At 74.1% G+C, this 25,144-nt stretch carries 22 protein-coding genes; 18 read left to right on the top strand and 4 right to left on the bottom strand.

The window, feature by feature from the left end; all coding sequences use genetic code 11:
• The first annotated feature begins 8 nt into the window (after positions 1 to 8).
• The 8 genes from AMIR_RS30715 to AMIR_RS42980 all read left to right on the top strand — a co-directional run bounded on the left by AMIR_RS30715 (position 9) and on the right by AMIR_RS42980 (position 7,615).
• The gene (locus tag AMIR_RS30715) at positions 9 to 713 is read left to right on the top strand and encodes a helix-turn-helix domain-containing protein (protein ID WP_143760971.1); all 705 of its coding nucleotides are present in this window, start codon (positions 9 to 11) and stop codon (positions 711 to 713) included.
• A 153-nt stretch (positions 714 to 866) separates the two neighbouring features.
• Entirely contained in the window at positions 867 to 1,289 is a 423-nt protein-coding gene (locus AMIR_RS30710) for a YciI family protein (RefSeq protein WP_015804885.1), read from the top strand.
• A 90-nt stretch (positions 1,290 to 1,379) separates the two neighbouring features.
• A complete protein-coding gene (locus AMIR_RS30705; protein WP_015804884.1) occupies positions 1,380 to 2,642 on the top strand; it encodes an RNA polymerase sigma factor in 1,263 nt (420 codons plus the stop codon).
• 165 nt (positions 2,643 to 2,807) lie between these two features.
• On the top strand, positions 2,808 to 3,593 hold the full coding sequence (locus AMIR_RS30700) for a putative protein N(5)-glutamine methyltransferase (protein WP_015804883.1): 786 nt from the start codon (positions 2,808 to 2,810) through the stop codon (positions 3,591 to 3,593).
• Between the two features lie 139 nt (positions 3,594 to 3,732).
• Positions 3,733 to 4,791, top strand: a complete 1,059-nt coding sequence (locus AMIR_RS30695; protein ID WP_015804882.1) for an FAD-dependent oxidoreductase — start codon at positions 3,733 to 3,735, stop codon at positions 4,789 to 4,791.
• Between the two features lie 86 nt (positions 4,792 to 4,877).
• Positions 4,878 to 5,966, top strand: coding sequence for an LLM class flavin-dependent oxidoreductase (locus AMIR_RS30690; RefSeq protein ID WP_015804881.1), 1,089 nt, complete (start codon positions 4,878 to 4,880; stop codon positions 5,964 to 5,966).
• Positions 5,966 to 7,252 (top strand): NtaA/DmoA family FMN-dependent monooxygenase, encoded by a 1,287-nt coding sequence (locus AMIR_RS30685; protein ID WP_015804880.1) that lies wholly within the window; start codon positions 5,966 to 5,968, stop codon positions 7,250 to 7,252. The genes AMIR_RS30690 and AMIR_RS30685 overlap by 1 nt, the downstream gene beginning before the upstream one ends.
• 240 nt (positions 7,253 to 7,492) lie before the next feature.
• The gene (locus AMIR_RS42980) at positions 7,493 to 7,615 is read left to right on the top strand and encodes a hypothetical protein (RefSeq protein ID WP_015804879.1); all 123 of its coding nucleotides are present in this window, start codon (positions 7,493 to 7,495) and stop codon (positions 7,613 to 7,615) included.
• Between the two features lie 57 nt (positions 7,616 to 7,672).
• On the opposite strand, the gene AMIR_RS30680 is transcribed toward AMIR_RS42980, so the two are convergent.
• Positions 7,673 to 8,881, bottom strand: coding sequence for an ROK family transcriptional regulator (locus tag AMIR_RS30680; protein ID WP_015804878.1), 1,209 nt, complete (start codon positions 8,879 to 8,881; stop codon positions 7,673 to 7,675).
• A gap of 177 nt (positions 8,882 to 9,058) precedes the next feature.
• Between AMIR_RS30680 and AMIR_RS30675 the strand changes: the two genes are divergently transcribed.
• The 5 genes from AMIR_RS30675 to AMIR_RS40765 all read left to right on the top strand — a co-directional run bounded on the left by AMIR_RS30675 (position 9,059) and on the right by AMIR_RS40765 (position 14,668).
• A complete protein-coding gene (locus AMIR_RS30675) occupies positions 9,059 to 10,741 on the top strand; it encodes an ABC transporter substrate-binding protein (RefSeq protein ID WP_015804877.1) in 1,683 nt (560 codons plus the stop codon).
• Between the two features lie 4 nt (positions 10,742 to 10,745).
• Complete coding sequence (locus tag AMIR_RS30670) at positions 10,746 to 11,735, top strand: ABC transporter permease (protein WP_015804876.1); 990 nt, start codon at positions 10,746 to 10,748, stop codon at positions 11,733 to 11,735.
• A gap of 13 nt (positions 11,736 to 11,748) precedes the next feature.
• A complete protein-coding gene (locus AMIR_RS30665; protein WP_015804875.1) occupies positions 11,749 to 13,521 on the top strand; it encodes a dipeptide/oligopeptide/nickel ABC transporter permease/ATP-binding protein in 1,773 nt (590 codons plus the stop codon).
• Positions 13,518 to 14,375, top strand: coding sequence for an ABC transporter ATP-binding protein (locus AMIR_RS30660; RefSeq protein ID WP_015804874.1), 858 nt, complete (start codon positions 13,518 to 13,520; stop codon positions 14,373 to 14,375). The genes AMIR_RS30665 and AMIR_RS30660 overlap by 4 nt, the downstream gene beginning before the upstream one ends.
• A gap of 119 nt (positions 14,376 to 14,494) precedes the next feature.
• Positions 14,495 to 14,668: a hypothetical protein gene (locus tag AMIR_RS40765; protein ID WP_162945590.1), complete on the top strand. Its 174-nt coding sequence runs from the start codon at positions 14,495 to 14,497 to the stop codon at positions 14,666 to 14,668.
• A 4-nt stretch (positions 14,669 to 14,672) separates the two neighbouring features.
• On the opposite strand, the gene AMIR_RS30655 is transcribed toward AMIR_RS40765, so the two are convergent.
• Complete coding sequence (locus AMIR_RS30655; RefSeq protein WP_240438730.1) at positions 14,673 to 15,038, bottom strand: VOC family protein; 366 nt, start codon at positions 15,036 to 15,038, stop codon at positions 14,673 to 14,675.
• 102 nt (positions 15,039 to 15,140) lie between these two features.
• On the opposite strand from AMIR_RS30655, the gene AMIR_RS30650 reads away from it, so the two are divergent.
• Positions 15,141 to 15,320, top strand: a complete 180-nt coding sequence (locus AMIR_RS30650; RefSeq protein WP_041837142.1) for a hypothetical protein — start codon at positions 15,141 to 15,143, stop codon at positions 15,318 to 15,320.
• Positions 15,321 to 15,524: 204 nt separating this feature from the next.
• On the opposite strand, the gene AMIR_RS30645 is transcribed toward AMIR_RS30650, so the two are convergent.
• Positions 15,525 to 17,648, bottom strand: coding sequence for an alpha-galactosidase (locus tag AMIR_RS30645; protein ID WP_015804872.1), 2,124 nt, complete (start codon positions 17,646 to 17,648; stop codon positions 15,525 to 15,527).
• Between the two features lie 117 nt (positions 17,649 to 17,765).
• Between AMIR_RS30645 and AMIR_RS30640 the strand changes: the two genes are divergently transcribed.
• From AMIR_RS30640 to AMIR_RS30630, 3 genes are read left to right on the top strand one after another with little or no spacing between them, the layout of a single operon-like run.
• Complete coding sequence (locus AMIR_RS30640; protein WP_015804871.1) at positions 17,766 to 20,204, top strand: glycoside hydrolase family 2 protein; 2,439 nt, start codon at positions 17,766 to 17,768, stop codon at positions 20,202 to 20,204.
• Positions 20,201 to 21,055 carry a LacI family DNA-binding transcriptional regulator gene (locus AMIR_RS30635; RefSeq protein WP_015804870.1) on the top strand — a complete coding sequence of 285 codons (855 nt, stop codon included), beginning with the start codon at positions 20,201 to 20,203 and terminating at the stop codon, positions 21,053 to 21,055. Before AMIR_RS30640 ends, AMIR_RS30635 begins: the two co-directional genes overlap by 4 nt.
• A 7-nt stretch (positions 21,056 to 21,062) precedes the next feature.
• Positions 21,063 to 22,043, top strand: a complete 981-nt coding sequence (locus tag AMIR_RS30630) for an aldo/keto reductase (protein ID WP_015804869.1) — start codon at positions 21,063 to 21,065, stop codon at positions 22,041 to 22,043.
• A gap of 43 nt (positions 22,044 to 22,086) precedes the next feature.
• On the opposite strand, the gene AMIR_RS30625 is transcribed toward AMIR_RS30630, so the two are convergent.
• Positions 22,087 to 23,214 carry a SagB/ThcOx family dehydrogenase gene (locus tag AMIR_RS30625; protein WP_015804868.1) on the bottom strand — a complete coding sequence of 376 codons (1,128 nt, stop codon included), beginning with the start codon at positions 23,212 to 23,214 and terminating at the stop codon, positions 22,087 to 22,089.
• Positions 23,215 to 24,084: 870 nt separating this feature from the next.
• Here AMIR_RS30625 and rsgA point away from each other — a divergent pair.
• A complete protein-coding gene (gene rsgA / locus AMIR_RS30620) occupies positions 24,085 to 25,119 on the top strand; it encodes a ribosome small subunit-dependent GTPase A (protein WP_015804866.1) in 1,035 nt (344 codons plus the stop codon).
• The last annotated feature ends 25 nt before the right edge of the window (positions 25,120 to 25,144 follow it).

Here is a 25,144-nt window from a genome sequence, read left to right as displayed (position 1 = left end):
CGGCACTGTTGACCACGGACATGCGCCCGCTGGTCGACTCGCACGACGTGCTCACCCTCCGGCCGGGCACGGGGGTGCTCCTCCCGGACCCGGCGGTCACCGTGGTGCTGTGCACGGTCACCCGCGAGCCGTTCGTGCTCGGCCCCCGCACCACCGCCACCTACTTCGCGGGCAGCTCCGCCGTCCGGCACGTGCTGCGGCTGACCCCGGCGGCGGCTGCCGTCCTCGGCCTCCCGGCGGCCGACCTGGTGAACGGCTCGACCCCGCTGCGCGCGCTGTGGGGCGACGCCGCCGCGGACGCCGTCGCCGCCGACCCCGTGGCGTTCGCCGCGCTGGCCCGCGAGCGCGGGGTGGTCCGCGCCGAACCCCGCCACGCCGCGCTGGTGACCGCCGCGACGGCCCAGCTGCGCCACCGCACCGTCGCGGACGCCGCGAAGGCGCTGCACCTGGGGGAGCGGCGACTGCGGGACGTGTTCACCGCCGCGACCGGCCTGCCGCCCAAGCGGTACGCGGTGCTGGACCGGGTCCGCCGGGCGGCGCTGGAGCGCGACGGCGACCGCACCTGGGCCGCGCGGGCCGCCGACCTCGGCTACCACGACCAGGCGCACCTGGCCGCCGACTTCCGCGCGGTCTTCCGCATCCCGCCCAGCGCCTTCGCGGCGGCCAGGTTCCCCGAACCGACCACCTGCCGCCCACCCGCAGACCCGCGCTGACCAGGCGCTGACCAGGCGCTGACCGGCCACGACGGGCGCTCGGGAAAAACTTCCGAAAAAATCCCCGGCACGTGTCGATCCGGGCCCCGTCCCGATCGTCGCCTTGGTGAGGAGACCGGGAGGGACCCGGTCGAGACCGCAGGGGAGTCCCAGATGCGCTTCATGGTCCTGGTCAAGGCCACCGCCGACAGCGAAGCGGGCGTCATGCCCACCCCGGAGGAGCTCACCGCGATGGGCGCCTTCAACGAGGAGCTGGTCAAGGCGGGCATCCTGCTCGCGGGCGAGGGCCTGCACCCCAGCTCGAACGCCGTGCGGGTGAAGTTCTCCGGCGAGGGCACCACCGTCGTGGACGGCCCGTTCGCGGAGACCAAGGAGCTGCTCGCCGGCTTCTGGATCCTGGAGCTGCCGAGCTGGGACGAGGTCGTGGCGTGGGTCAGGCGCGTCCCGAACGTGACCGGCGCCGAGTCCGAGCTGGAGATCCGCCAGATCTTCAGCGACGAGGACTTCGCCTACGCGGGCGAGGAGGTCGTGGCCAAGGAGAAGGAGCTGCGCGCCCGCACCGAGAACCGGGGCTGAGCGCCACGCGGACGGGCCCGGCCGGTCGTGCGCCCCGGTCCGGCCCGTCCGGCGCGCGTCCGGCCGGGGGCCACCGGTTACCCTCGCCGGGTGAGCGATCCCGCCGCCCGCCGCGCCGTCGAGGCGGTCTGGCGGATCGAGGCGTCCCGGCTCATCGCCGGGCTGGCCGCCTTCACCCGCGACCTCGGCCTCGCCGAGGAGCTCGCCCAGGACGCCCTGGTCGCCGCGCTGGAGCGGTGGCCGTCCACCGGCATCCCGGACAACCCCGGCGCCTGGTTGACCACCACCGCCCGCAACCGGGCCGTCGACCTGGCCCGCAGGCGCGGCAACCACGACCGCAAGCTCGCCGAGCTGGGCCGCGACCTCGACGAGCACGCCCCCGAGCACGACCCGGACGACGACCTGCTCGGCCTGGTCTTCACCGCCTGCCACCCGGTGCTGTCCCCGGACGCCCGCGTCGCGCTGACCCTGCGCGTCGTGGGCGGCCTGACCACCGAGGAGATCGCCAGCGCGTTCCTGGTGCCCGAGCCGACCGTGGCGCAGCGGATCGTCCGGGCGAAGAAGGCGCTGGCCAAGGCCGGGGCGCGGTTCGAGACCCCGCCGGACGAGCAGCGCGCCGAACGCCTCGGCTCGGTCCTCGGCGTCCTCTACCTGATCTTCAACGAGGGCTACTCGGCCACCGGCGGCGAGCACCTGGTGCGGCCCGACCTGTGCGTGACCGCCCTGCGCCTGGGCCGGGTGCTGGTCTCGCTCGTGCCGCGCGAGCCGGAGGCGCACGGCCTGCTGGCGCTGATGGAGCTCCAGGCGTCCCGCATCCGCGCCCGCACCACCCCGGACGGCGCGCCGGTCCGGCTCCTGGACCAGGACCGCTCCCGCTGGGACCGGCTGCTGATCACCAGGGGGCTGGCCGGGCTGGAGCGGGCGGAGCGGCTGGGCGGCGGCCCGTACACCGCGCAGGCCGCGATCGCCGCCTGCCACGCCCGCGCCGCCACCGCCGAGGACACCGACTGGGTGCGCGTGGTCGGCCTGTACGAGCTGCTCGCGCTGCGCGTCCCGTCACCGGTGATCGCGCTCAACCACGCGGTGGCGTGCGGCATGGCGTTCGGGCCGGAGGTCGGGCTGGAGCTGGTGGACGAGCTGCTGGGGGAGAAGGCGCTGGCCGACTACCACCTGCTGCCCAGCGCGCGCGGCGATCTGCTGGCGCGCCTCGGCCGGACCGGGGAGGCCCGCGCCGAGTTCGAGCGCGCCGCCGCGCTGACCCGCAACGGGCGCGAGCGGGCCCAGCTCCTGGCGCGGGCCCAGGAGTGCGGCTCAGGAGCGCGGCCGAGGACTGCGGCCGAGGACCGCGGCTGACCGGGGTGATCCGCCGCCCCCGTCCGGCCGGGGCGGTACGCTGGCCGCAGACCGATCCGAGGAGGTGAGTCCCATCAACGCTGGTCGAGGCGGGGCGCTCACCCCTGGCGCGCGGTAGGGGCCGCAGCCGGAGCGCCCCGGTGTCCACCCCCGGAAAGGCGCCCCATGCCCCACTCCCGCCCCACCGATCCCCTCCACGCCGCCGTCGTGGACCGCCTGCGCGCGGCCGGGTGCGTGTTCGCCGAGGACGAGGCCGACCTCCTCCTCGACGCCACCACCGACCCCACCGCCCTGGACGCCCTGGTCACCCGCCGCGCGGCGGGCGACCCCCTCGAGCACCTGCTCGGCTGGGCCGAGTTCTGCGGCCTGCGGATCGCCGTCGCCCCCGGCGTGTTCGTCCCCCGCCGCCGCACCGAGCGCCTGGTCGCCCTGGCCGCCGCCCTGGCCCCGCCCGCCCCCGTCGTCCTCGACCTGTGCTGCGGCTCGGGGGCGCTCGGCGCGGCGCTCGCCCACCGGCTGCCCGGCGCGCGCGTCACCGCCGCCGACCTGGACCCGGCCGCCGCCGAGTGCGCCCGCCGCAACCTGCCCGCCCCGCACCGCGTCCACCGCGGCGACCTGTACGACCCGCTCCCCGACGACCTGCGCGGCCGGGTCGACGTGCTGCTCGCCAACGCCCCGTACGTGCCCACCGGCGCGATCGGCCTCATGCCCCCCGAGGCCAGGGACCACGAGCCGCGCACCGCGCTCGACGGCGGCTCGGACGGCCTCGACGTGCTGCGCCGGGTCGCGGCGGGCGCACCGGACTGGCTGGCCGAGCGCGGCGCGCTCCTGTTCGAGATCGGCGAGGCCCAGGTGGCCGACGCCGTGGCCGCCGTGCGCGCGGCGGGCCTGACCGCGCGCGTCGAGCACGACCCGGACGCCGGCGGCGCGTCCGTCGTCGCCACCCGCTGACCGGCCCACGCGCCCGCGCGCCACACCCCGCCCGCTCGCACCCGCCCCACGTCTCGTCCCGCCCACCACCCCCGTCCTCCCCGATCCGAGGCGTGGGACCCGCTCGACAACCACCCCCCGCCCCGGCGATCCTCACCCCATGGTCGACGTGGACGTCGTGGTGGTCGGTGGCGGTGCGATGGGGTCCGCGGCGGCCTGGCAGTTGGCCCTGCGCGGGACCGACGTGCTCCTGCTGGAGCGCTTCGCCCCCGGTCACACCGAGGGCGCCTCGCACGGCGCGTCCCGGATCTTCCGCCTCGCCTACGCCGACCCGCTCTACGTCCGGCTCGCCGCCCGCGCCCTCCCGCTGTGGCGCGAACTGGGCCCCGAGGTGTTCCAGGAGACCGGCGGCGTCGACCACGGCGACCTCACCGGCATCCAGGCCGCCCTCACCGCCGAGGGCGTCCCCGCCACCCCGCTCGACCCGCGCGAGGCCGCCGAGCGCTGGCCCGACCTGCGCTTCGACGGTCCGGTCCTGTTCCACCCCCGCGCGGGCAGGCTCAACGCCGACCTGACCGTCCACACCCTTCAGTCCGCCGCGAAGGCCCACGGCGCGACCGTCCACCACGACGAGCAGGCCCTGCGCCTGGAGCACGACGTGGACGGCGTCACCGTCACCACCGGGCGCGCCACCTACCGCGCCCGCCAGGCCGTCGTCGCGGTCGGCGCCTGGACCCGCGGGCTCCTCGAACCGCACCTGCCCCTGCCGCCCCTGCGCGTCACCGAGGAGCAGCCCGCCCACTTCGCCACCACCTCCGCGAACTGGCCGTCGTTCATCCACCACCGGGGCGCGGACACGGTCTACGGCCTGCTCACCCCCGGCGAGGGCGTCAAGATCGGATTCCACGGCGGCGGCCCCGACACCGACCCCGACCACCGCGACCGCGCCCCCGAACCAACCCGCCTCGCCGCGCTCCGCGACTACGCCCGCGCCTGGCTCCCCGGCGCCGACCCGGACCGCGCCGCCCCGATCAGCTGCACCTACACCAGCACCCCCACCTCGGACTTCGTCCTGGACCGCGCGGGCAACCTCACCGTCGCCGCGGGCTTCTCCGGCCACGGCTTCAAGTTCACCCCCGCGATCGGCGAGGTGCTGGCCGACCTGGTCCTCGCGGGCGCGCGCCCCAACACCCGGTTCGCCCTCCCTGTTCCCGACTGACCGGGGTTGCCCCGACCGCCGCAGCGGACGTCCCACCCACTGGTCGCCCCTGCCGGAAAGCCTTGCCCTGAACCAGAATCCGCCCCATGGGAACCGAACTGCGCCTGGCGGTGGCACTGGACGGGCCGGGGTGGCACCCGGACGGCGGCGACGGGGGCGGAGGACCGGACAGCCCCGACCCGCGCCCGCTGTCCGCCCGCCACTGGACCGAGCTGGTCCTGGCCGCCGAGCGCGGCGGCATCGACCTCGTCACGTTCGAGGACACCCTCGGCCACCGGGCGAACCAGCTCGACTCGCTGCTCGTCGCGGCCCGCGTCGCCCCGCTCACCAGCCGCATCGGCCTGGTCCCGACCGCCATCACCACGCACACCGAGCCGTTCCACCTGTCCAAGGCCGTCGCCACCCTGGACCACGTCAGCCTCGGCCGCGCGGGCGTGCGCCTGCGGGTCGACGGCGACCCCGCCACCGCCCGCCACTTCGGCCGCCGCGACCTGCCCCCGCTGCCCGAGTCCGGCCGCCCCGGCGACGCGGTCGTGGCCGACCTGTTCGCCGAGGCCCGCGACTACGCCGAGGTGCTGCGCAGGCTGTGGGACAGCTGGGAGGACGACGCCGAGATCCGCGACGTCGCCACCGGCCGGTTCGTCGACCGGGACAAGCTGCACCACATCGACTTCCGGGGCGACCACTTCGCCGTGAAGGGCCCGTCGATCACCCCGCGCCCGCCCCAGGGCAACCCGCCGATCGCCGTGCTGGCCCACGACGGGGAGCGCCCCCACCGCCTGGCCCGCGAGTCCGCCGACCTGGTGTTCACCACCCCGCGCGACGCGGCCGACGTGCGCCGCACCGGCGCGGGGATCGGGCGGGCGCGGCACTTCGCCGACGTCGTCGTCGCCTTCCACGACGACCGCGACCTCACCTCCGACGCGCTCGTGCACACCGGCGGCCCGGCCGAGCTGGCCGACCTGGCGCAGGAGTGGCACGAGGCGGGCGCGTTCGGCCTGCGCCTGCGCCCCGCGCGCCTGCCCCGCGACCTGGCCGCCATCACCGGCGAGCTGGTGCCCGAGCTGCGCCGCAGGGGCCTCGTGCCCGCCGAGCCCGGCCCCGCGACGACCCTGCGCGGCCTGCTCGACCTGCCCCGCCCCGCCAACCGCTACGCAGCTCCCAGGGGTGCCTGATGGTGAAGCAGATCCGGCTGGCCGCCCACTTCCCCGGCGTCAACAACACCACCGTGTGGAGCGACCCGGCGGCGGGCAGCCACATCGACTTCGAGTCCTTCCGGCACTTCGCCCGCACCGCCGAGCGCGGCCGGTTCGACTTCCTGTTCCTGGCCGAGGGGCTGCGGCTGCGCGAGCAGGGCGGGCAGCTCTACGACCTGGACGTGGTCGGCAGGCCCGACACGTTCGCCGTGCTGGCCGCGCTCGCCGCCGTCACCGACCGGATCGGGCTCGCGGGCACGATCAACTCCACGTTCAACGAGCCGTACGAGGTGGCCCGCCAGTTCGCCAGCCTGGACCACCTGTCCGACGGCAGGGCCGCGTGGAACGTGGTGACCTCGTGGGACGCGTTCACCGGCGAGAACTTCCGGCGCGGCGGGTTCCTGCCGAAGGAGCAGCGCTACGGGCGGGCCCGCAGCTTCCTGGACGCCGCCTCAGTGCTGTTCGACTCCTGGCGCGACGGCGGCGCGTTCGCCGTGCGCGACGAGCACTTCGACGTCGAGGGCCGCTTCGGCCTGCCGCGCACGCCCCAGGGCAGGCCGGTGATCATCCAGGCCGGGGACTCCCCGGAGGGACGGGACTTCGCCGCCGCCAAGGCCGACGCGATCTTCAGCAGGCACGCGGGAGCGGAGGCGGGCAAGGCGTTCTACGCCGACGTGAAGGGCCGCCTGCCCGCGCACGGCCGGGCCCCCGAGGACCTGGTGATCCTGCCCGCCGCGACGTTCGTGCTCGGCGACAGCGACGCCGAGGCGCGCGAGCGGGCGCGGGAGGTGCGGGCGCAGCAGGTCAGCCCGCAGACGGCGATCAAGCTGCTGGAGCACGTCTGGAACCGCGACCTGTCCGACCTGGACCCGGACGGCCCGCTGCCGCAGGACGACCCGGTCGTCGACGGCGGCACGATCGCGCCGGGCCGGGCCAGCGTGCGCATGTACCGGGACCCGCTGGCGACCGCGCGGGAGTGGCGGGAGCTGTCGCGGGCGCGCGGGTTGTCGGTGCGGGAGCTGATGATCGAGGTGACCGCCGAGCAGACCTTCGTCGGGTCGCCGGAGACCGTGGCGACGTCGATCAACGACCTGGTGCAGCAGGACGCGGCGGACGGCTTCGTGCTCGTCCCGCACATCACGCCCGGCGGGTTCGACGAGTTCGTCGACCGGGTGGTGCCGCTGCTCCAGGAGCGCGGGGTCTTCCGAACGGAGTACGCGGGCACGACCCTGCGCGAGCACCTGGGGTTGAAGCCGCTGGGCTGAGCGGATCCGTTGCGCGGAAAGGGGATCGGGGGGGCGGGGACGGGCGGCTAGCGCTGTGTAGCGGCGATTGCGGGGCGTTCCCCTCGCGGTCGCGCTGGCCGTCCCCGTCGCGCTGGCCGCCTGGTTCCGCCTCCGGGGCAGGCGCCGCCCCGACCTGTGGGGCCCGTCCCGGAGCCGGCTCGACCAGCTACCCCCTGACCCTGCCCGACGGGGCCACCCCGGACACCCCCGAGCCCGGTCGTGCACATCACCACCGTCACCGGCCAGGTCGTGACCCTGCCGGCGCCCGATGCGCTCCTGTACGCGGGCCTGATCCAGCGCAGGCTCCAGTACGTCCCGTGGGCCGCGGCCTGGACGCGCTGAGCCTCACACCCCAGGCGACCCTCACACCCCAGGCGACCCTCACACCCCCGGCGACCCTCACACCCCCGGCGCCAGCGCCGCAGGCTCCGCCGCCGCCAGGTTCTCCGGCAACCGCAACCCCTGCGTCAGCGGCACCAGCTCCGCCTGGAGCACCAGCGCCGCAGCGCCGATCGCGGGCGCGGTCGACGCCGAGCGCGACAGCCGCACGTCCACCCCGCCGCTCCCGCGCCCCACCACCGCCCGCCCCAGCTCCTCCCGGATCACCGGCAGGTACACCGACCCCGCGACCGCGAACCCCGGCCCGGTCAGCACCAGCACCTCCAGGTCCATCAGGTTCGCCAGCGACCGCGCCGCCACCGCCACGCACCGCGCCGACCGCTCCAGCAGCCCCAGCGCCGCCGCCTCGCCCCGCCGGGCCGCGCGCGCCACGGCCGCGAAGTCCGCCGCCACCGACCCGCCCTTGAGCTCCCGCGCCAGCGACGGCGCCTCACCGGCCTCCGCCACCACCGCCGCGGGCCCCGCCATGACCTCCAGGCACCCGCGCCCGCCGCACCAGCACACCGGTCCCAGCGCGTCCACGCTCACGTGCCCGATCTCGCCCGCGTCGCCGCCGTTGCCCCGGTAGGTGATCCCGCCGATCACCAGCCCGGCCCCGAGCCGCGTGCCCATGCACAGCGCCGCCGACGTCGCCGTCCCGCCGATCCCGCCCGACCAGTGCTCGCCCAGCGCGGCGGCCGTCGCGTCGTTGTCCGCCGCCACCGGCAGCCCGACCGCGCGCCGCAGCTCGCCCACCAGGCCCTCGACGTCCGCTCCCGGCGCGCCCGGCGACACCACGCCGACCCCGAGCACCAGCTCCCGCTCGATCCCCACGCCCTCCACCAGCGCCGACACCGAGTCCGCGACCTGCCCGACCACGGCGGCCGGGTCCGCGACGCCCGGTCGCAGGATGCGCGCCACGACCGCGCCGCCGAGGTTGGTGAGCACGTACGTGTTGCCCGCGTGGTCCAGGTGCACGCCGACCGCGTACCGCGCCGAGTGGTTCAGCTGGAGCAGCACCCGCCGCTTGCCGCCGGTGGACTCGGCCCGCCCGGTCTCCACGACGAGCCCCTCGTCGATGAGCCTGCGGACCACCGTGGAGATGGTCGCCCCGGTGAACCCGGTCGCCCCGATCAGCCCGACCCGGCTGATCACGCCCGCCGCCCTGATCACGTCCAGGACGGTCGCCTTGCTGCTCGCGTGCGGTGTGGCCCGCCCAGGTCCGCTCATGCCCCCACCCCACCCAACCCGCCGGAGAACCGCTCGAAGGCTACCAACCGACCACCGCCCGGTGACCGTTCCACGACGCCCAGGTATTGACTTCGTTTCTTCAATGACTAAACAATCCTGCCCAAGCCGGGCGGCTCGCGCCACCTAGCGGGCCGCAAGCCACGAAAGGAATCAACGATGTTCCTGAAGGCACAGCGCTCACGCAGGCGGCTGGCGGCGGTGGTCCTCGCCGCGGCGTTGGCAGCGGCAGGCTGCGGCGGTTCCGGGGGCGGCGGCGGGACGGCCGCGGACACCCTCGTCGTCTACACCGGCCAGGCGGGTGACTGGCAGCTCAACTTCAACCCGTACTCGCCCACCCGCATCGAGGGCCTCGGCACGATCTTCGAGCCGCTGTTCTTCTACAACGTCACCGGTTCCACCGACCCCGTGAAGCGCCTCGGCGAGAGCTTCGAGTGGAACGCCGACGGCACCGTGCTCTCCATCACCACCCGCTCCGGGGCCACCTGGACGGACGGGAAGCCGTTCACCGCCAAGGACGTCGTCTTCACCCTGGACATGGTCGCGAAGACCCCGACCATGAACAGCGTCGGCTACAAGGGCAAGGCCGCCGCGATCGACGACACGCACCTCACGGTCACCTTCGACGAGCCCTCGTACCTGGTCGGCCCGCAGGTCCTCGGCCGCACCTGGATCGTCCCCGAGCACCTGTGGGGCCAGCTCTCCGACCCGGCGACCAACGTCATCGCCACCCCCGTCGGCACCGGCCCGTTCCAGCTCGACGAGTTCAAGGCGCAGGCCTTCACCCTCAAGGCCAACGAGGGCTACCACAGCGGCGCGCCCGCGGTGAAGAAGATCCGCTACCTCTCGCTGTCCGGCAACCAGGCGGGCGCCGACGCGCTCAAGGCGGGCCAGGTCGACTGGCAGACCGGCCCCGTCCCGGACATCGCGAACGTCGAGAAGAACTACCCCGGCTACAAGGCCAACACCACCCCGATGAACCAGGCCGCGCTGCTGACCTGCTCCAACGCCGCCCTGGGCTGCGAGGGCCCGCAGACCGACCCGGCCGTGCGCAAGGCCGTCTACTACGCGCTCAACCGCACCCAGGTGAACTCGCTCGCGTTCGAGAACACCGCCAGCGAGATCTCCCCCGGATTCGCGCTCCTCGGCCGCGACGACGCCGTCATCTCCAGCAAGCTCGCCGAGCGCACCGCCCCCATGCAGCCCGACACCGCCAAGGCCGGGCAGCTCCTCGAAGGCGCCGGCTACGCCAAGGGCGGCGACGGCCTCTACGCCAAGGACGGCCAGCAGCTCGCCCTCAACGTCAAGGTCGTCGCGGGCTGGACCGACTACATCACCGCCCTGGACACCATGACCCAGCAGCTCCAGCAGGCGGGCATCAAGCTCAACGTGCAGCAGTCGTCCTGGAACGAGTGGGCCGACGCGCGCGGCCAGGGCAAGTACCAGCTGATCATCGACTCGCTCTACCAGGGCCCGGCCGCCGACCCGTTCTACCTCTACAGCTACTTCTTCGCGACCTCCTCCACCGCGCCGGTCGGCCAGACCGCCACCCCGAACTTCGCCCGCGTCTCCGACCCGGCCATCGACGCCGCGATCGACGCGCTCAAGGCCATCGACCCCAAGGACACCGCCGCGCGCCAGCCGCACCTGGACGCCATCCAGACCCGCGTCGAGGAGACCGTCCCCTACATCCCGCTGCTCACCGCGGGCACCACCAGCGAGTACAACGCGAAGAAGTTCACCGGCTGGCCCGACGAGTCCAACCCGTACGCGTTCTTCGCCGTCTGGTCCGCGCCGGACAACTCCGAGATCTACCGGACCCTCAAGCCCGCCGGTCAGTGACGCGATGCGGTACTACGCGCGGAAGCTCGGGTTCTACCTGGTCGCCCTCTGGGCGGCGCTCACGCTGAACTTCTTCATCCCCCGGCTCATGCCGGGCAACCCCGTCGACACCCTCATGGCCAAGCTCGCCCAGCGCGGCGGCCAGGTCGACGCCGAGGCCCGCCGCGCCTACGCGCTGCTGCTCGGCGGCGACAGCGAGGGAACCCTGCTGGAGCAGTACTTCGCGTACCTGGGCAACCTGGCGCGCGGCGACCTGGGCGTGTCCGTCAGCGCGTTCCCCACGCCCGTGTCGGAGGTGATCTCCGGCGCGCTGCCGTGGACGGTCGTGCTGGTCGGCGTGGCCACGGTGCTGTCGTTCCTGCTCGGCATCGGGCTGGGCGCGTTCGTCGGCTGGCGGCGCGGCACGTGGCTGGACTCGCTCGTCCCGGCCACCACGCTGCTCGCGGCCGTGCCGTACTTCTGGCTCGCGCTGATCCTGGTGGCGCTGCTGGCGTCCGGCCTCGGCTGGTTCCCGCTCATCGGCGGGTACGACGTCGTGCTCGACACCGGCTGGAACGCCGAGTTCATCGGCTCGGCGGTCTACCACGGCACGCTGCCCGCCCTGACCATCGTGCTGTCCTCGATCGGCGGCTGGCTGCTGGGGATGCGCAACATGATGGTCTCCACCACCGCCGAGGACTACGTGCTCACCGCGCAGGCCAAGGGGCTCAGGGGATCGCGGGTCATGGTCCGCTACGCCGCGCGCAACGCGGTGCTGCCGTCGTTCGCCGCGTTCGCCATCTCGCTGGGCTTCGTGGTGTCCGGCTCGATCATCACCGAGCAGGTGTTCTCCTACCCCGGCATCGGCTCCAAGCTGCTGCAGGCGGTGCAGAACAACGACTACGCCCTCATGCAGGGCATCTTCCTGGTCATCACGATCGCCGTGCTCGGCGCGAACCTCGTGGTGGACCTGCTCTACGCCGTCGTCGACCCGCGCACCCGCGCCCAGGGCTGAGAGGAGCGCGCCCATGACCACCCTCGCTCCCGTGCCCGCCGCCGAACCGGCGGTGCGCGCGGGCTGGCGCTCGATGCTGCCGCGCTGGTCGCCGAAGCTGGCGGTCGGACTCGGCCTGATCGGGGCCATCGCGCTGTTCGCGCTGCTCGGGCCGCTGCTCACCGGCGACCCGGCCACCATCCGCGACATCGGCCTCACCCCGCCCGGCGGCGAGCACTTGCTGGGCACCACCCAGACCGGCCAGGACGTGCTCGCCCAGCTCGCCCACGCCACCGGCGGCTCGCTCAAGCTCGGGCTGACCGTCGGGGTGCTGGCCACGCTGCTGTCCGCGCTGTTCGGCATCGTCGGCACCTACGTCGGCGGTGTGGTGGACGAATCGTTCTCGTTGTTCTCCAACGTGATGCTGGTGATCCCGACGCTGCCCCTGGTGATCGTGATCTCCGCGTTCGTGCCCGCCGAGCAGCGCGGCGCGTGGACCATCGCCCTGGTGCTGGCCATCACCGGCTGGGCGGCGTCGGCGCGGGTGCTGCGCGCGCAGACGCTGTCCGTGCGCACCAGGGACTACGTGGCGGCGGCGCGCGTCGCGGGGGAGAAGCCGTGGCGGGTCATCGCCGTGGAGATCCTCCCGAACCTGCTGCCGCTGCTGGCCTCGCAGTTCGTGTACACGGTCATCTCGGCGATCCTCAACGAGGCCGGGCTGTCGTTCCTCGGGCTGGGCGCGTCCAACTCGTCCACCCTGGGCACGATGCTCTACTACGCGCAGAACGGCTTCGCGCTCCAGCGGGAGGCCTGGTGGTGGTTCGTGCCGCCGGGGCTGCTCATCGCGCTGTTCGGCTGCGGGCTCGCGCTGGTGAACTTCAGCATCGACGAGATCATCAACCCGAAGCTGCGCGACGTGCCGCTGCGGGTCAAGGAGCCCGAGCGCGCCGCCGCGCCCGTGCCGCGCGCCGACGAGGACGCGGTGCTGACCGTGGAGGGGCTGTCGGTCGAGTACCGGACCGAGCGGCCGGTGCGGGCGGTGCGGGACGTGTCGCTGACCCTGCGGCGCGGCGAGATCCTGGGACTGGCCGGGGAGTCCGGCTGCGGCAAGACCACGCTCGCGTACGCGGTGAGCAGGCTGCACCGGCCGCCCGCCGAGATCACCGGCGGGACGGTCACGTTCCACGGCGAGCGCGACGAGGACGTGCTGGCGCTGAGGCCGGAGGAGCTGCGGGCGTTCCGCTGGTCCGAGCTGTCGATGGTGTTCCAGGGCGCGATGAACGCGCTGAACCCGGTGACGACGGTCCACGCGCAGCTCGACGACGTGCTCACCACCCACCGGCCCGGCATGGCCAAGGCCGAGCGGCGGGCCAGGTGCGCGGAGGTGCTGGGCCTGGTCGGCGTCGACCCGGCGCGGCTCGACTCGTACCCGCACGAGCTGTCCGGCGGGATGCGGCAGCGCGTGGTGATCGCCATGGCGCTGCTGCTGAACCCGCAGATCATGGTGATGGACGAGCCGACGACGGCGCTGGACGTCGTGGTGCAGCGGGGCATCCTGCGGGAGATCCTGCGGCTGCGCGACGAGATCGGCTTCGCGGTCCTGCTCATCACCCACGACCTTCCGCTGCTGCTGGAGGTCGCGGACCGGATCGCGGTGATGAAGGACGGCGAGGTGGTGGAGCTGGCCGACGCGGAGCGGATGCGCCTGCGGCCGGAGCACCCGTACACCAGGCAGCTGCTCGACTCGTTCCCCAGCCTGACCGGGGAGCGCGGTTCGTTCGTGCGGAGCGGGGGGAGTTCGGCGTGACCACGTTGCAGGCGCGGGAGCTGGTGAAGGACTTCACCGTGCGCTCGGGGTGGCGGCGCGACCGGTTGCGGGCGGTGGACCGGGTGTCGTTCGAGCTGACGCCGGGGCGCACGGTCGCGCTGGTGGGCGAGTCCGGGTCGGGGAAGTCGACGATCGCGCGGATGATCGCGCGGCTGGAGCGGCCGACGTCCGGCGGGATCGTGGTGGAGGCGGACGGCGGCGCGCGCGTGCCGGACCGGGAGTACCGGGACCACGTGCAGATGGTGTTCCAGGACCCGTTCGCCTCGCTGAACCCGTTCCACACCGTCGAGCACCACCTGGTCCGGCCGCTGCGGCTGCACGGCCTGCCGTCCGGGCCGGAGCAGGTGCGGGCGCTGCTGGACCGGGTGAGCCTGCCCGGCGAGCTGGCGTCGCGGCGCCCGCACGAGCTGTCCGGCGGGCAGCGGCAGCGGGTGGCGATCGCGCGGGCGCTGGCGCCGGGGGCGAAGGTGGTGGTGGCGGACGAGCCGGTGTCGATGCTGGACGTGTCGATCCGGTTGGGCGTGCTGAACCTGCTGGCGCGGTTGCAGCGCGAGGAGTCGCTGGCGGTCCTGTACATCACCCACGACCTGGCGACCGCACGGCACTTCTCGGACGACATTTTGGTGCTGTACAAGGGGAGGGTGGTGGAGCGGGGGCCCGCGGACGACGTGATCCTGAGCCCCAGGCACCCGTACACGAAGCTGCTGGCGGAGGCGGCCCCGAACCCGGAGGCGCGGGGGAGGGTGTTCACCGTCGACCAGGCGGAGGTGGAGCGCGCGGGCAGGGCGGCGGCCTACGACCACGTGACGGGGGAGTGGGAGGAAGTCGCCTAGGGGGTTGGTCGCGCCCGTCCTCGTGGGGGACGGGCGCGACCCCGCTGTTCAGGTGACGGAAGTTCACCTTTACCCCTTCGCGGGCACCCCCGGTGCACTCGACTTCCGGAGGTGGCGCCGTGAACCGCGGCTTGTTCGTGGGTGTGGTCGTGCTGGGCGTGCTCCTGGTCGGCGTCCTCATGCCGACCGCGAACGCGGGCGAACCGTCGGCGAACGGCGGCGCGATCTACACCGTGTTCCTGGCCGCGATCCTGGCGGGCACGATGCTGGGCACGTCCGACGAGCGGCGCTGAGCCGTCACTCCCACACGCGGGCCGACGCGGTGAACACCTCGGCCGCGCTCTGCACCGGAACCACGCACAGCAGCTGCCCGCCGGGCGCCCGCAACACGTGGCACCCCTCCCACACGGACACCTCCACGGCCCCGAGCCCGGTCAACCGGAGCACCTCGGCCGCGACGTCGTCCGTCTCGACGTCGACGTGGTAGCGGGCCTCGTCGTCGACCGCTTGGACGTCCAACGCGATCCCGTCCACGGCCCCGTCGATGGCCGTGAACTGCTCCTCCCCGGCAACCGGCCTGACCCGCCCACCGAGCGCGGAGGCCCAGAACCGAGCCGCGGGCCCCGCGTGCTCGGCGGGCACGTCGACGAAGATCGCGTACAACCGACTCCTGTGCATCCTCCCGACTACCCGACCCGCCGCGGAGTTCACCCGAAGCGGACGACGGGTACCCGAAGCGCCGTCGGGGCCGACCGGGGAGGGGCCGTGCGCCGAAGGCTGGGGCTGTTCGGGGGAACCGTGCTGTTATCCGGCTTGCTGCTGGGGGTGCTGCTGCCCACGGCCCGGGCGGGTCGGTGGGCGGCGGACGGCGAGGCGCTGTACGTGGTGGCGATCGCGGCGCTGATCGTGGGGACGGTCCTGGCGCTGACCGCGCCCCGGCGCTGACCGCAACCCACCGGAGATCGCCGCCTGCCTCGAACCCCTCGAAGCCTGGCGGGACGACCTGTCCACCAGCGCGACGAGAACGCCATCCGCACCCGCATCCGCGAGCTCCGCGCGGACCTCCACCGCATGGCCGAGCAGCGCACCACCACCGAACCGGGCTGAGGACCGCGCCGGGAGAACCTCCCCGACGCGGCCCCCGCCGACTCACACCGCCGTGGCCCGGATCAACACCAACCGCTCCGGATAGAGCACCGGAGCCTGCACCCCCATGACCTCCAGCGCCCGCCCCCCAACCCGAACCCCCTCCGGGGTCCACCAAGGCAGGGGGTTCCCCCAGTGGTGCGCGTTCCCGTCCGGCACGTCCCCCGGCGCCAACGGCCGCACGTGGTACTCCCGGTCCGCCGCCAACCCCGGCAACCGCACCGCCCCCGTCGGGTAGATCTCCGACGTCCCGTGCGCCACCACCGCGTACACCGCGTCCGACCCATCGCCCGCCACGACCCCGTGCACCTCGATCGCCGGGTCCGGGTGGTCCCCGTGCACCGACACCCCGGTGTGCAGCAGCCCCCGCAGCGACTTGTACAGCCCCACCCACTCCGTCAACCGCGCCCGGTCCTCCGCCGACACCCGCGTCAGGTCCGACTCGATCCCGAAGTGCCCGAACAGCGCCGTCCCCGCCCGGAAGTCCAGCTTGTGCAGCCGGTCCGTCGTGTGCGAGCGCCCGTCACCCACGTGCGAGCCCATCAGCTCCAGCGGGATCAGCAGGTTCGTCCACCGCTGGATGCGCTGCCGCTCCAGCGCGTCGATGCAGTCCGACGTCCACACCCGGTCCGTGCGCTGCAGGATCTCCAGGTCGATCCGCCCGCCGCCCGACGAGCACGACTCGATCTCCACCCCGGGGTGCCGCGCCCGCAGCTCGTCCAGCAGCCGGTACACGGCCAGCGTCTGCGCCCGCACCCCGGCTTGACCGCCAGGCTGGTGCCCGGCCTCCACGAGGTCCCGGTTGTGGTCCCACTTGAGGTACGCGATGTCGTACTCGCTCAGCAGCGAGTCCAACCGCTCCAGGATGTAGTCGTACGCCTTGGTCAGGTCCAGCACCTGCTGCTGGCGCGCCGCGCGCGGCAACCGCCCGCCGGTGGCCATGATCCAGTCCGGGTGGGCCCGCGCCAGCTCGGAGTCCTCGTTGATCATCTCCGGCTCGACCCACAGCCCGAACTGCAACCCCAGCCCGGTCACGTGCGAGACGATCGGCCCGAGCCCGTCCGGCCACACCTCGTCCGACACGTACCAGTCGCCGAGCCCGCGCTTGTCGTCGCGCCGCGACCCGAACCAGCCGTCGTCCAGCACGAACCGCTCCGCGCCGACCTCCGCCGCCGCGTCCGCCAGCGCCTTCAGCCGGTCCAGGTCGTGGTCGAAGTACACCGCCTCCCACGTGTTCACCACGACCGGCCGGGGCGAGGTCGGGTGGCCGGGGCGCGAGCGCAGGAACCCGTGGAACCGCGCCGACACCGAGTCCAGCCCGGCCGCGCCGTACGAGCCGTACTGCCACGGCGACTCGTACACCGCACCCGGCGCCAGCCGCCCCTCGCCCGCGAGCAGCAGCTCGCCGGACCCGAGCAGGGACACCGCGTGGAACGTGCGCTCGGCGAACGTCCGGTGGTTGCCCGACCAGGCCGTGTGCACCGCCCACACCTCGCCGCGCCGGTTCGCGAAGCCCTCGGTGCCCGCCGCCAGCACGTACGCCGTGTCGTAGCCGGTGCGCCCGGTCCGGTTCTCCCGCACCCGCAGGCCCTGGGTGAACCGGGTCCGCTGCGGGGCCCGCTCGCGCAGGTGGTGGCCGCTGAAGTCGAGCAGCTCCACCGCCTCGGCGGGCACCGGCAGCGCCAGGTTCAGCGCGTCCACGGTGAACACCGAGTCGCCGGTGTTCGTCACCCGCGCGCGCTGCCGCACCACGCCGGACGGCAGCAGTTCGACGAGCACCTCCGCGCCCAGCCCGGCGGTCTCGTCGACGGCGCGCACGACCACGCCGTCCCCGGAGCCCTCCACCCCGGTCACCCGGAGCGCCACCGAGAAGTCCGCGCCCTCCCGGTGCCCGACGAGGCCGGGGGTGCCGAGCCAGCCCGCCGACTGCTCGGGCAGCACGGACACCTCCACGTGCCCGTCCACCGAGTTGCCGATGGGCTGGCGCAGCGACAGCAGCCGCAGCGACTCCAGGTCGGGGTCGGGCCCCAGGTCCGCGCCCCAGTGCAGCACGCGGGGGAGGGTCCCTCCGGTCAGGTCGAGCACCAGGCTCACGCCCGCGGCGCGCAGGTGCCTCAGGTCCGCCACTGTGGTCTCTCCTCTGGCGAGTTACATCGTTGACTTACTTTAGTTGGCGGCGTAAGAATCGCCAGGCTTTCGCTCACCAGCACGCGACACCGCACACCGCCGGGAATGGAGTACCTCATGATCCGCCGAACGGTTCACGACGGGTGGCATTTGCGCGCGGTGGGCGGACCCGTGCCCGAGCACCTCGCGGACGCGACCGCGCCCGCCGAGGTCCCCGGCAGCGCCCACCTGGACCTCCTGCGCGCCGGGCTGATCCCCGACCCGTACCTGGACCGGAACGAGGCGGAGCTGGCCTGGGCGCACCGGGCGCGGTGGCGCTACGCGACGGTCCTCACCTCGGAGGCCGCGCGCGCGGGCGAGAAGGTGGAGCTGGCCTTCGACGGCCTGGACACGGTGGCGACCGTCGTGCTCAACGGGCACCCCCTCGGCTCCACCGCCAACATGCACCGAAGCTACCGCTTCGACGTCCGCGACGTGCTCAGGGACGGCGAGAACGACCTGGTGGTGGAGTTCGACTCCGCCCTGGAGCACGCCGAGCGGACCCAGGCCGAGCTGGGCGAGCGCCCCCGCGCCTACCCGCACCCGTTCAACGCGATCCGCAAGATGGCCTGCTCGTTCGGCTGGGACTGGGGCCCCGACCTGCAGACGGCGGGCATCTGGAAGCCGGTCCGCCTGGAGCGCTGGACCGGCGCCCGGCTCGCCGAGGTCCGACCGCTGGTGACCGTGGACCCGGACGGCACCGGGCGCGTCGAGGTGCACATCCGGCTCGACCGCGCCGGCGACGCCCCGAGCCTGCTCACCGCCCGCGTCGGCGACCACGAGCAGCGCGCCACCGTCGACGGCGACACCGCCGTGCTCACCGTCCTGGTCCCCGACGCCCCGCTGTGGTGGCCGGTCGGCTACGGCGAGCAACCGCTGCTCGACCTGGAGGTCGTCGCCGAGTCGGGCGACGAGCGCGACACCTTCACCCGCCGCATCGGCTTCCGCACCATCACCGTCGACACCGAGCCCGACGCCGACGGCACCCCGTTCACCTTCGTCGTCAACGGCGAGCGGGTCTTCGCCAAGGGCGCCAACTGGATCCCCGACGACCACTTCCTCACCCGCGTCACCCGCGACCGCCTGGCCCGCCGCGTCGACCAGGCCCTCGCCGCCAACCTCAACCTGCTGCGGATCTGGGGCGGCGGGATCTACGAGACCGAGGACTTCTACGACGTCTGCGACGAGCGCGGCGTCCTGGTCTGGCAGGACTTCCCGTTCGCCTGCGCCGCCTACGCCGAGGAGGGCGAGCTGCGCGCCGAGGTCGAGGCCGAGGCCCGCGAGAACGTCGCCCGCCTCACCCCGCACGCCTCCCTCGCGCTGTGGAACGGCAACAACGAGAACCTCTGGGGCCACGAGGACTGGGGCTGGAAGGAGCAGTTGGGCGAGCTGACCTGGGGCCTTGGCTACTACACCGACCTGCTGCCCGCGATCGTCGCCGAGCTCGACCCCACCCGCCCCTACTCGCCAGGCAGCCCGTACAGCCCCGGCGAGGCCCACCCCAACGACCAGGACCACGCCACCCGCCACGAGTGGGAGGTGTGGAACCGCGTCGACTACACCCGCTACCGCGACCACGCGCCCCGCTTCTGCGCCGAGTTCGGCTTCCAGGGCCCGCCCACCTGGCGCACCCTCACCGACTGGGTGCACGAGGCCGACGGTCCCATGACCCCCTCCTCGCCCGCGTTCCTGCTGCACCAGAAGGCCGACGACGGCAACGGCAAGCTCGACCGGGGCATGGAGCCGCACCTGCCGGTCCCCGAGTCCTTCGAGGACTGGCACTGGGCCGCCCAGCTCAACCAGGCCCGCGCCGTCGCGTTCGGCGTCGAGCACTTCCGCTCGCACTGGCCGCGCACGGCGGGCGCGGTCGTGTGGCAGCTCAACGACTGCTGGCCGGTCACCTCCTGGGCCGCCGTCGACGGCGAGGGCCGGGAGAAGCCGCTGTTCCACGCCCTGAAGCACGCGTTCGCGCCCCGGCTGCTGACCGTCCAGCCGCGCGACGGCCGCACCGCCGTCGTCGTGGTCAACGACACCGCCGAGCCCTGGGACGAGGACCTCGTGGTCCGCCGGATCTCGTTCGACGGGCACGAGCTGGCGACGACTACACTGCGGCTCGGGGTCGCCGCCCGCTCCACGTCCGTGGTCCAGCTGCCGGAGTCCCTGCTGTCAGCGGACAACCGGGAGGCCGAGGTCGTGGTAGCCACCGCGGGTGGGGTGCGCGCGCTGCACCTGTTCGCCGAGGACCGCGACGCCGCGCTCGACCCGTCCCCGCTCACCGCCACCGCGCACCGCGTCGACGGCGGCTACCGGGTCGAGGTCACCGCCACCGCGCTCGCCCGCGACGTCGCGCTGCTGGTCGACAAGGCCGCGCCCGACGCGCGCGTGGACGACCAGCTCGTCACGCTGCTCCCCGGCGAGCGGCACGCCTTCCACGTCACCACCTGCGCCGACCTGGACCCGTCCGCGCTGACCGACCCGCGCGTGCTGCGCACGGCCAACGCCCTGGTGGGTCGGTGACCGGAACACCCGGTGGGGCGTCGACCGGCGCGGTCGGCCTGGTGCTCGCCAGGCCGACCCGCCTGCTCGGCGTCGAGCCGTTCTTCATGGAGTTCATCGCGGGCATCGAGGAGCGGCTGGCCGAGCGCGACCTGTCGGTGCTGCTGCACGTCGTGTCCGCCCAGGACGCCGAGATCGCCGCCTACCGCAGGTGGGCGGCGCGCGGGCTGGTGGACGCCGTGGTCGTGGTCAACCGCACCGAGGACGACCGCCGACCCGCCGTGCTGCGCGAGGTCGGCCTGCCCGCCGTGCTGGTCGGCGAGCCCGACGGCGACCTCCCGGCCGTGCGCACCGACGACACCGCCCCGATCCGGGCCGCGCTGGAGCACCTGGTCGCCGCGGGTCACCGGGCCATCGCCCGCGTCACCGGCCCCGCAGGGCTGCTGCACACCCAGGCGCGCACCACCGCGCTGCTGGCGGCCTGCGCCGAGCACGGCGTCGTCCCCGCGATCGTCGAGGGCGACTACTCCGAGGAGTCCGGCGCGAAGCTCACCGCCGCCCTGCTGGAGCTGGACGAGCCGCCCACGGCCGTCCTCTACGACAACGACGTCATGGCCGTCGCCGGCCTGGGCGCGGCCAAGGAGCGCGGCGTCGAGGTGCCCGGCGGGCTGAGCATCATCGCCTGGGACGACTCGACCCTGTGCCGCCTCGCCACACCCGCGCTCACCACGATGAGCGTCGACGTCCACCGGTTCGGCGAGCTCGTCGCCGAGTCGGTGCTGGAGCTGATCGCGGGCGGCCCGGTGGCCGACCGCTGGTCGCCTGCGGCCGTCCTGGTCGCCAGGGAGAGCACGAAAGCCAGCCCCGCATAGGAGAACCATGTCCTACCTGCCGTCGTCGGACCGGTACGAGCGGACGCCCTACAGGCGCGTCGGCCGCAGCGGGCTCAAGCTGCCCGCCGTGTCGCTCGGCCTGTGGCACAACTTCGGCGACGACAAGGGGTTGGAGACCCAGCGCGCCATCCTGCGCCGGGCCTTCGACCTCGGCGTGACGCACTTCGACCTGGCCAACAACTACGGCCCGCCGCCCGGCTCGGCCGAGCGCAACTTCGGGACGCTGTTCGGCCAGGACCTGGCCGCGCACCGCGACGAGATCATCATCTCCACCAAGGCCGGCTACACCATGTGGGACGGCCCGTACGGCGACTTCGGCTCCCGCAAGTACCTGCTGTCCTCGCTGGACCAGTCGCTCAGCCGGATGAAGCTCGACTACGTCGACGTCTTCTACCACCACCGCCCGGACCCCGAGACCCCCATCGAGGAGTCCATGGGCGCGCTGGACCACGCGGTCCGCTCCGGCAAGGCGCTGTACGCGGGCATCTCCAACTACTCCGCCGAGCAGACCGCCGAGGCCGCGCGGGTGCTGCGCGAGCTGGGCACCCCGCTGCTCATCCACCAGCCCTCGTACTCGATGTTCAACCGGTGGAGCGAGGACGGCCTGTACGACGTGCTCGCCGAGGTCGGCGCGGGCAGCATCGCCTACTCGCCGCTGGCGCAGGGCCTGCTGACCAACCGGTACCTGGGCGGCGTGCCCGAGGGCTCGCGGGCGGCGGGCGGCAGCCCGTTCCTCAAGTCCGACGCGATCACCGAGGAGAAGCTGGCCAAGGTCAGGGCGCTGGGCGCCATCGCCGAGGGCCGGGGCCAGACCCTGGCGCAGCTGGCGATCGCGTGGGTGCTGCGCAACGCCACGTCCGCGCTGGTCGGGGCGAGCAGCCCGGAGCAGCTGGCGGACAACGTGGCCGCGGTGGGGAACCTGGAGCTCTCCGCCGACGAGCTGGCCGAGATCGAGAAGCACCTCTGACGGGGCGGGCGCGGGGGTCGTCGCGGCCCCCGCGCCCCGCGCCTCACGTCAGCCGCGTCCTCCGGAACGCCTCCAGGCCCGCGAGCGGCGCCGCGTACGGCTGCTCGTCCGCCGCGTAGCCCGCGCCCAGCAGGTACACCGGGATGCTGCCGATGTTGTCCAGGCCGATCCTGCGCGCGAGCGCCTCGTCGTAGAACGCGCCCGTCTGCAGCGGGCCCAGCCCCAGCGCGGTCGCGGTCAGCGCGAATGTCTGGCCGAGGTGGCCCGCGTTGAGCAGGCTCACCCGGTAGGAGCGCGGCAGCTCGTACTTGCTGCTCATCCGGTCGATCACGGACGCCAGCACCACGGTGAACGCGACCGAGCCCACCCACGGCTGGTCCGTGCCGAGGTGCGTCATCTCGTCCCTGGTGAGACCGGGCGAGACGAGCTCGAGCGAGTGCTCGCGCAGGTTGTAGTGGTAGAAGCCGGGGGACAGGCCCTCCACGGCCAGCACCCCCACGTACGCGTCGAGCTCCTGGCGCGAGCCGCCCGCCGGGCTGGTGCGGCGGAACAGGGCGCTGCGGCCGGAGTCGATGAAGTCGGTGGGGCCGAACGTGGTCACCAGCAGCGCGGCCAGCGTCGCCAGCGGCACCGGGTCCCCGGTGAAGTCGCGGACCGTGCGGCGGGCGTACAGCGCCCTGCCCAGCGGCACGTCCAGCTCGGCGGGCACGCGCGGCAGCAGCACCCGCTCGGCCTCCGGGTACTCGGTGAACACCCGGTGCTGCGGACCGGCCGCGTCCGCCGTGTCGTTCCTGGCCTGCTCCCTGGCCTGCTCGCGGTCGGCGGGCAGCCTCTCCGCGTCGATCTGCGTGCCGTAGTGGAAGAACGGCGCCTCGGGGGCCCACGTCTCCCAGGTGCGCGCGGCCAGCTCGTCCCGCTCGGCCTCGTCGCTGTCCTCGACCAGCAGGGCGCCCGCCTCGCGCAGCGCCTCCACGGCCTCGGCCACGGTGTCGGGCGTGAGGTGGTCCAGCTCCTCGGTCGCCTTGGCCGCCTCCACCCACGAGTCGAACGCCGACAGCACCTCGGCGGCCACCGGGTGCAGCGCGGTCGGCGTGCCGCCCAGGTAGGGGTGCACGACGAACTCGTCCTCGTGCCAGTAGCAGGTCAGGCTGTGGGCGCGGCGCAGGCGCATGACACCTCCAGGGCGGGAAAGGGGAGGGGCCGGACCCGCTCGTGGCGGGCCCGGCCCCTGGGCGTCACGGCTGGTCGCCGTTGTACCAGTAGTAGAAGTTCGGCTGGTTCGACCGCTCAAGGCGGATGACCGGCCTCGCCTTCATCGAGATCTTGCGCATGATCGTCACCTCCTCCGGAGTTCCGTCGTGCCCAGGGTGGATGCCCCTGCAGAACGGGAATCCACATCGGACTCGACTCTCCCCTCCATCCAGCGACGACTTCATGCCCGTCCCAGTCACGTGCAACGCGTGCAGGGTCCTCCGATGGTGGCCACTTGGGGCAGCCGCGCCGGGAAACGCCGTCGTCGGGCGGGTGCTCGAAGCGCGGGACCCTCGCGCGCGCCGTTGAGCGCTCGGGTCCCGCGCCCGCCCGATCTGGCCGCCGCTGGAATCTCCAGACCGGAACCTGCCGCGTCCGCGATCGCGGTGGGAAGAATGGTGGCGAGGTATTTCCGCGGCTCGACGCTAGCGCAGTTCGGAGGTATCGGACAATCCTCATTCCGGCTGGCGCCCTGGGTGGCGCGTCGAATTTCCCGGGAACGCGGTCGAACGCGGTCGAACGCCCTGGGGCGGGAAGAGGTTTCCCGGTTGAATTGATTCCGGGTCACCCCGAACGCGGCGTGCCCACCGGAAAAACCCCTCGCCCGCGAGCGCCCGGTGCTGCTAGCGTCCCGGCAGGACTTCGAGTGGAAGGGGGCGGGTCATGACCGTGTTGGCCGTCGTTGCCGCGCGCCTCGACCCCGCCCGCCGCCCCCTGGGCTGACGCCTCCCGCTCGATCGCGGAGGCGCCCCTCGGGGCGGAGACCCCCTCCACGACCAGGAGTCACGCGTTGTCCACCGCATCCCCGCTTGCCCGCTACGGCTGGGACGAGCGCTTCGCACCCCGCACCACCGACCTCGTCCCCGGCCGCGTCGTCCGCGTCGACCGGAGCGCCTGCGAGGTCGTCACCGGCGACGGCAGGCGGTCCGCCCGCGTCCGCCGGGGCCTCGAACCGTGCACCGGCGACTGGGTCGGCCTCGCCGAGGACGGCTTGCTGGCCGAGGTCCTGCCCCGGCGCACCGCGCTCGTCCGGGGCTCCGGCGGCGCCCCGCAGGTCCTGGCCGCCAACGTGGACGTCGTCGCCGTCGTGGTGTCGCTGTCCGCGCGCCTCGCGCTCGGCCGCGTCGAGCGGCTGCTCGCCCTCGCCTGGGAGAGCGGCGCGCGACCGGTCGTCGTGCTCACCAAGGCGGACCTGAGCGCCGACGTCGCCGACGTCGCCGACGAGGTGTCCGCCGCCGCACCGGGCGCCCCGGTGGTCGCGGTCAGCGCCACCGACGGCTCCGGGCTCGACCCGCTGCGCGCCGAGCTGTTCGGCGGTTCCGGCCCCGCGGCCACCGCCGTGCTGGTCGGACCGTCCGGCGCGGGCAAGTCCACCCTGGCCAACGCCCTGCTCGGCACGTCCGCGCTGGCCACCGGGGACGTGCGCGCCTCCGACGGCAAGGGCAGGCACACCACCGTCCGGCGCGAGCTGCACGCCCTGCCCGGCGGGGGAGTGCTGATCGACACGCCGGGGCTGCGGGCGGTGGGGCTGCACGCCGCCGACGAGGGCGTGCGGCAGGCGTTCGCCGAGGTCGAGGAGCTGGCGCGGTCGTGCCGGTTCGCCGACTGCGCGCACGTCGCCGAGCCGGGGTGCGCGGTGCTGGCCGCCGTGGACGACGGCGGGCTGGAGCGGCGCAGGGTCGACAGCCTGCACGAGCTGCGGCGCGAGAGCGAGTGGCTGGCCAGCCGGACCGATCCCCGGCTGCGGGCCGAGCGGCGCGGCGCGGAGCGGGCGATGAGCAAGGCCCAGCGGCGGATGTACCGGGAGCGGGGCGGCTGGGGCTGATCGACCGGGCCTGGTCGACCGGGCC

It is taken from the genome of Actinosynnema mirum DSM 43827 (assembly GCF_000023245.1).
Taxonomy (GTDB): Bacteria; Actinomycetota; Actinomycetes; order Mycobacteriales; family Pseudonocardiaceae; genus Actinosynnema; species Actinosynnema mirum.
The sequence above is the reverse complement of the archived record's forward strand: the minus strand, read 5'-3'. Positions and strand labels throughout refer to the sequence as shown.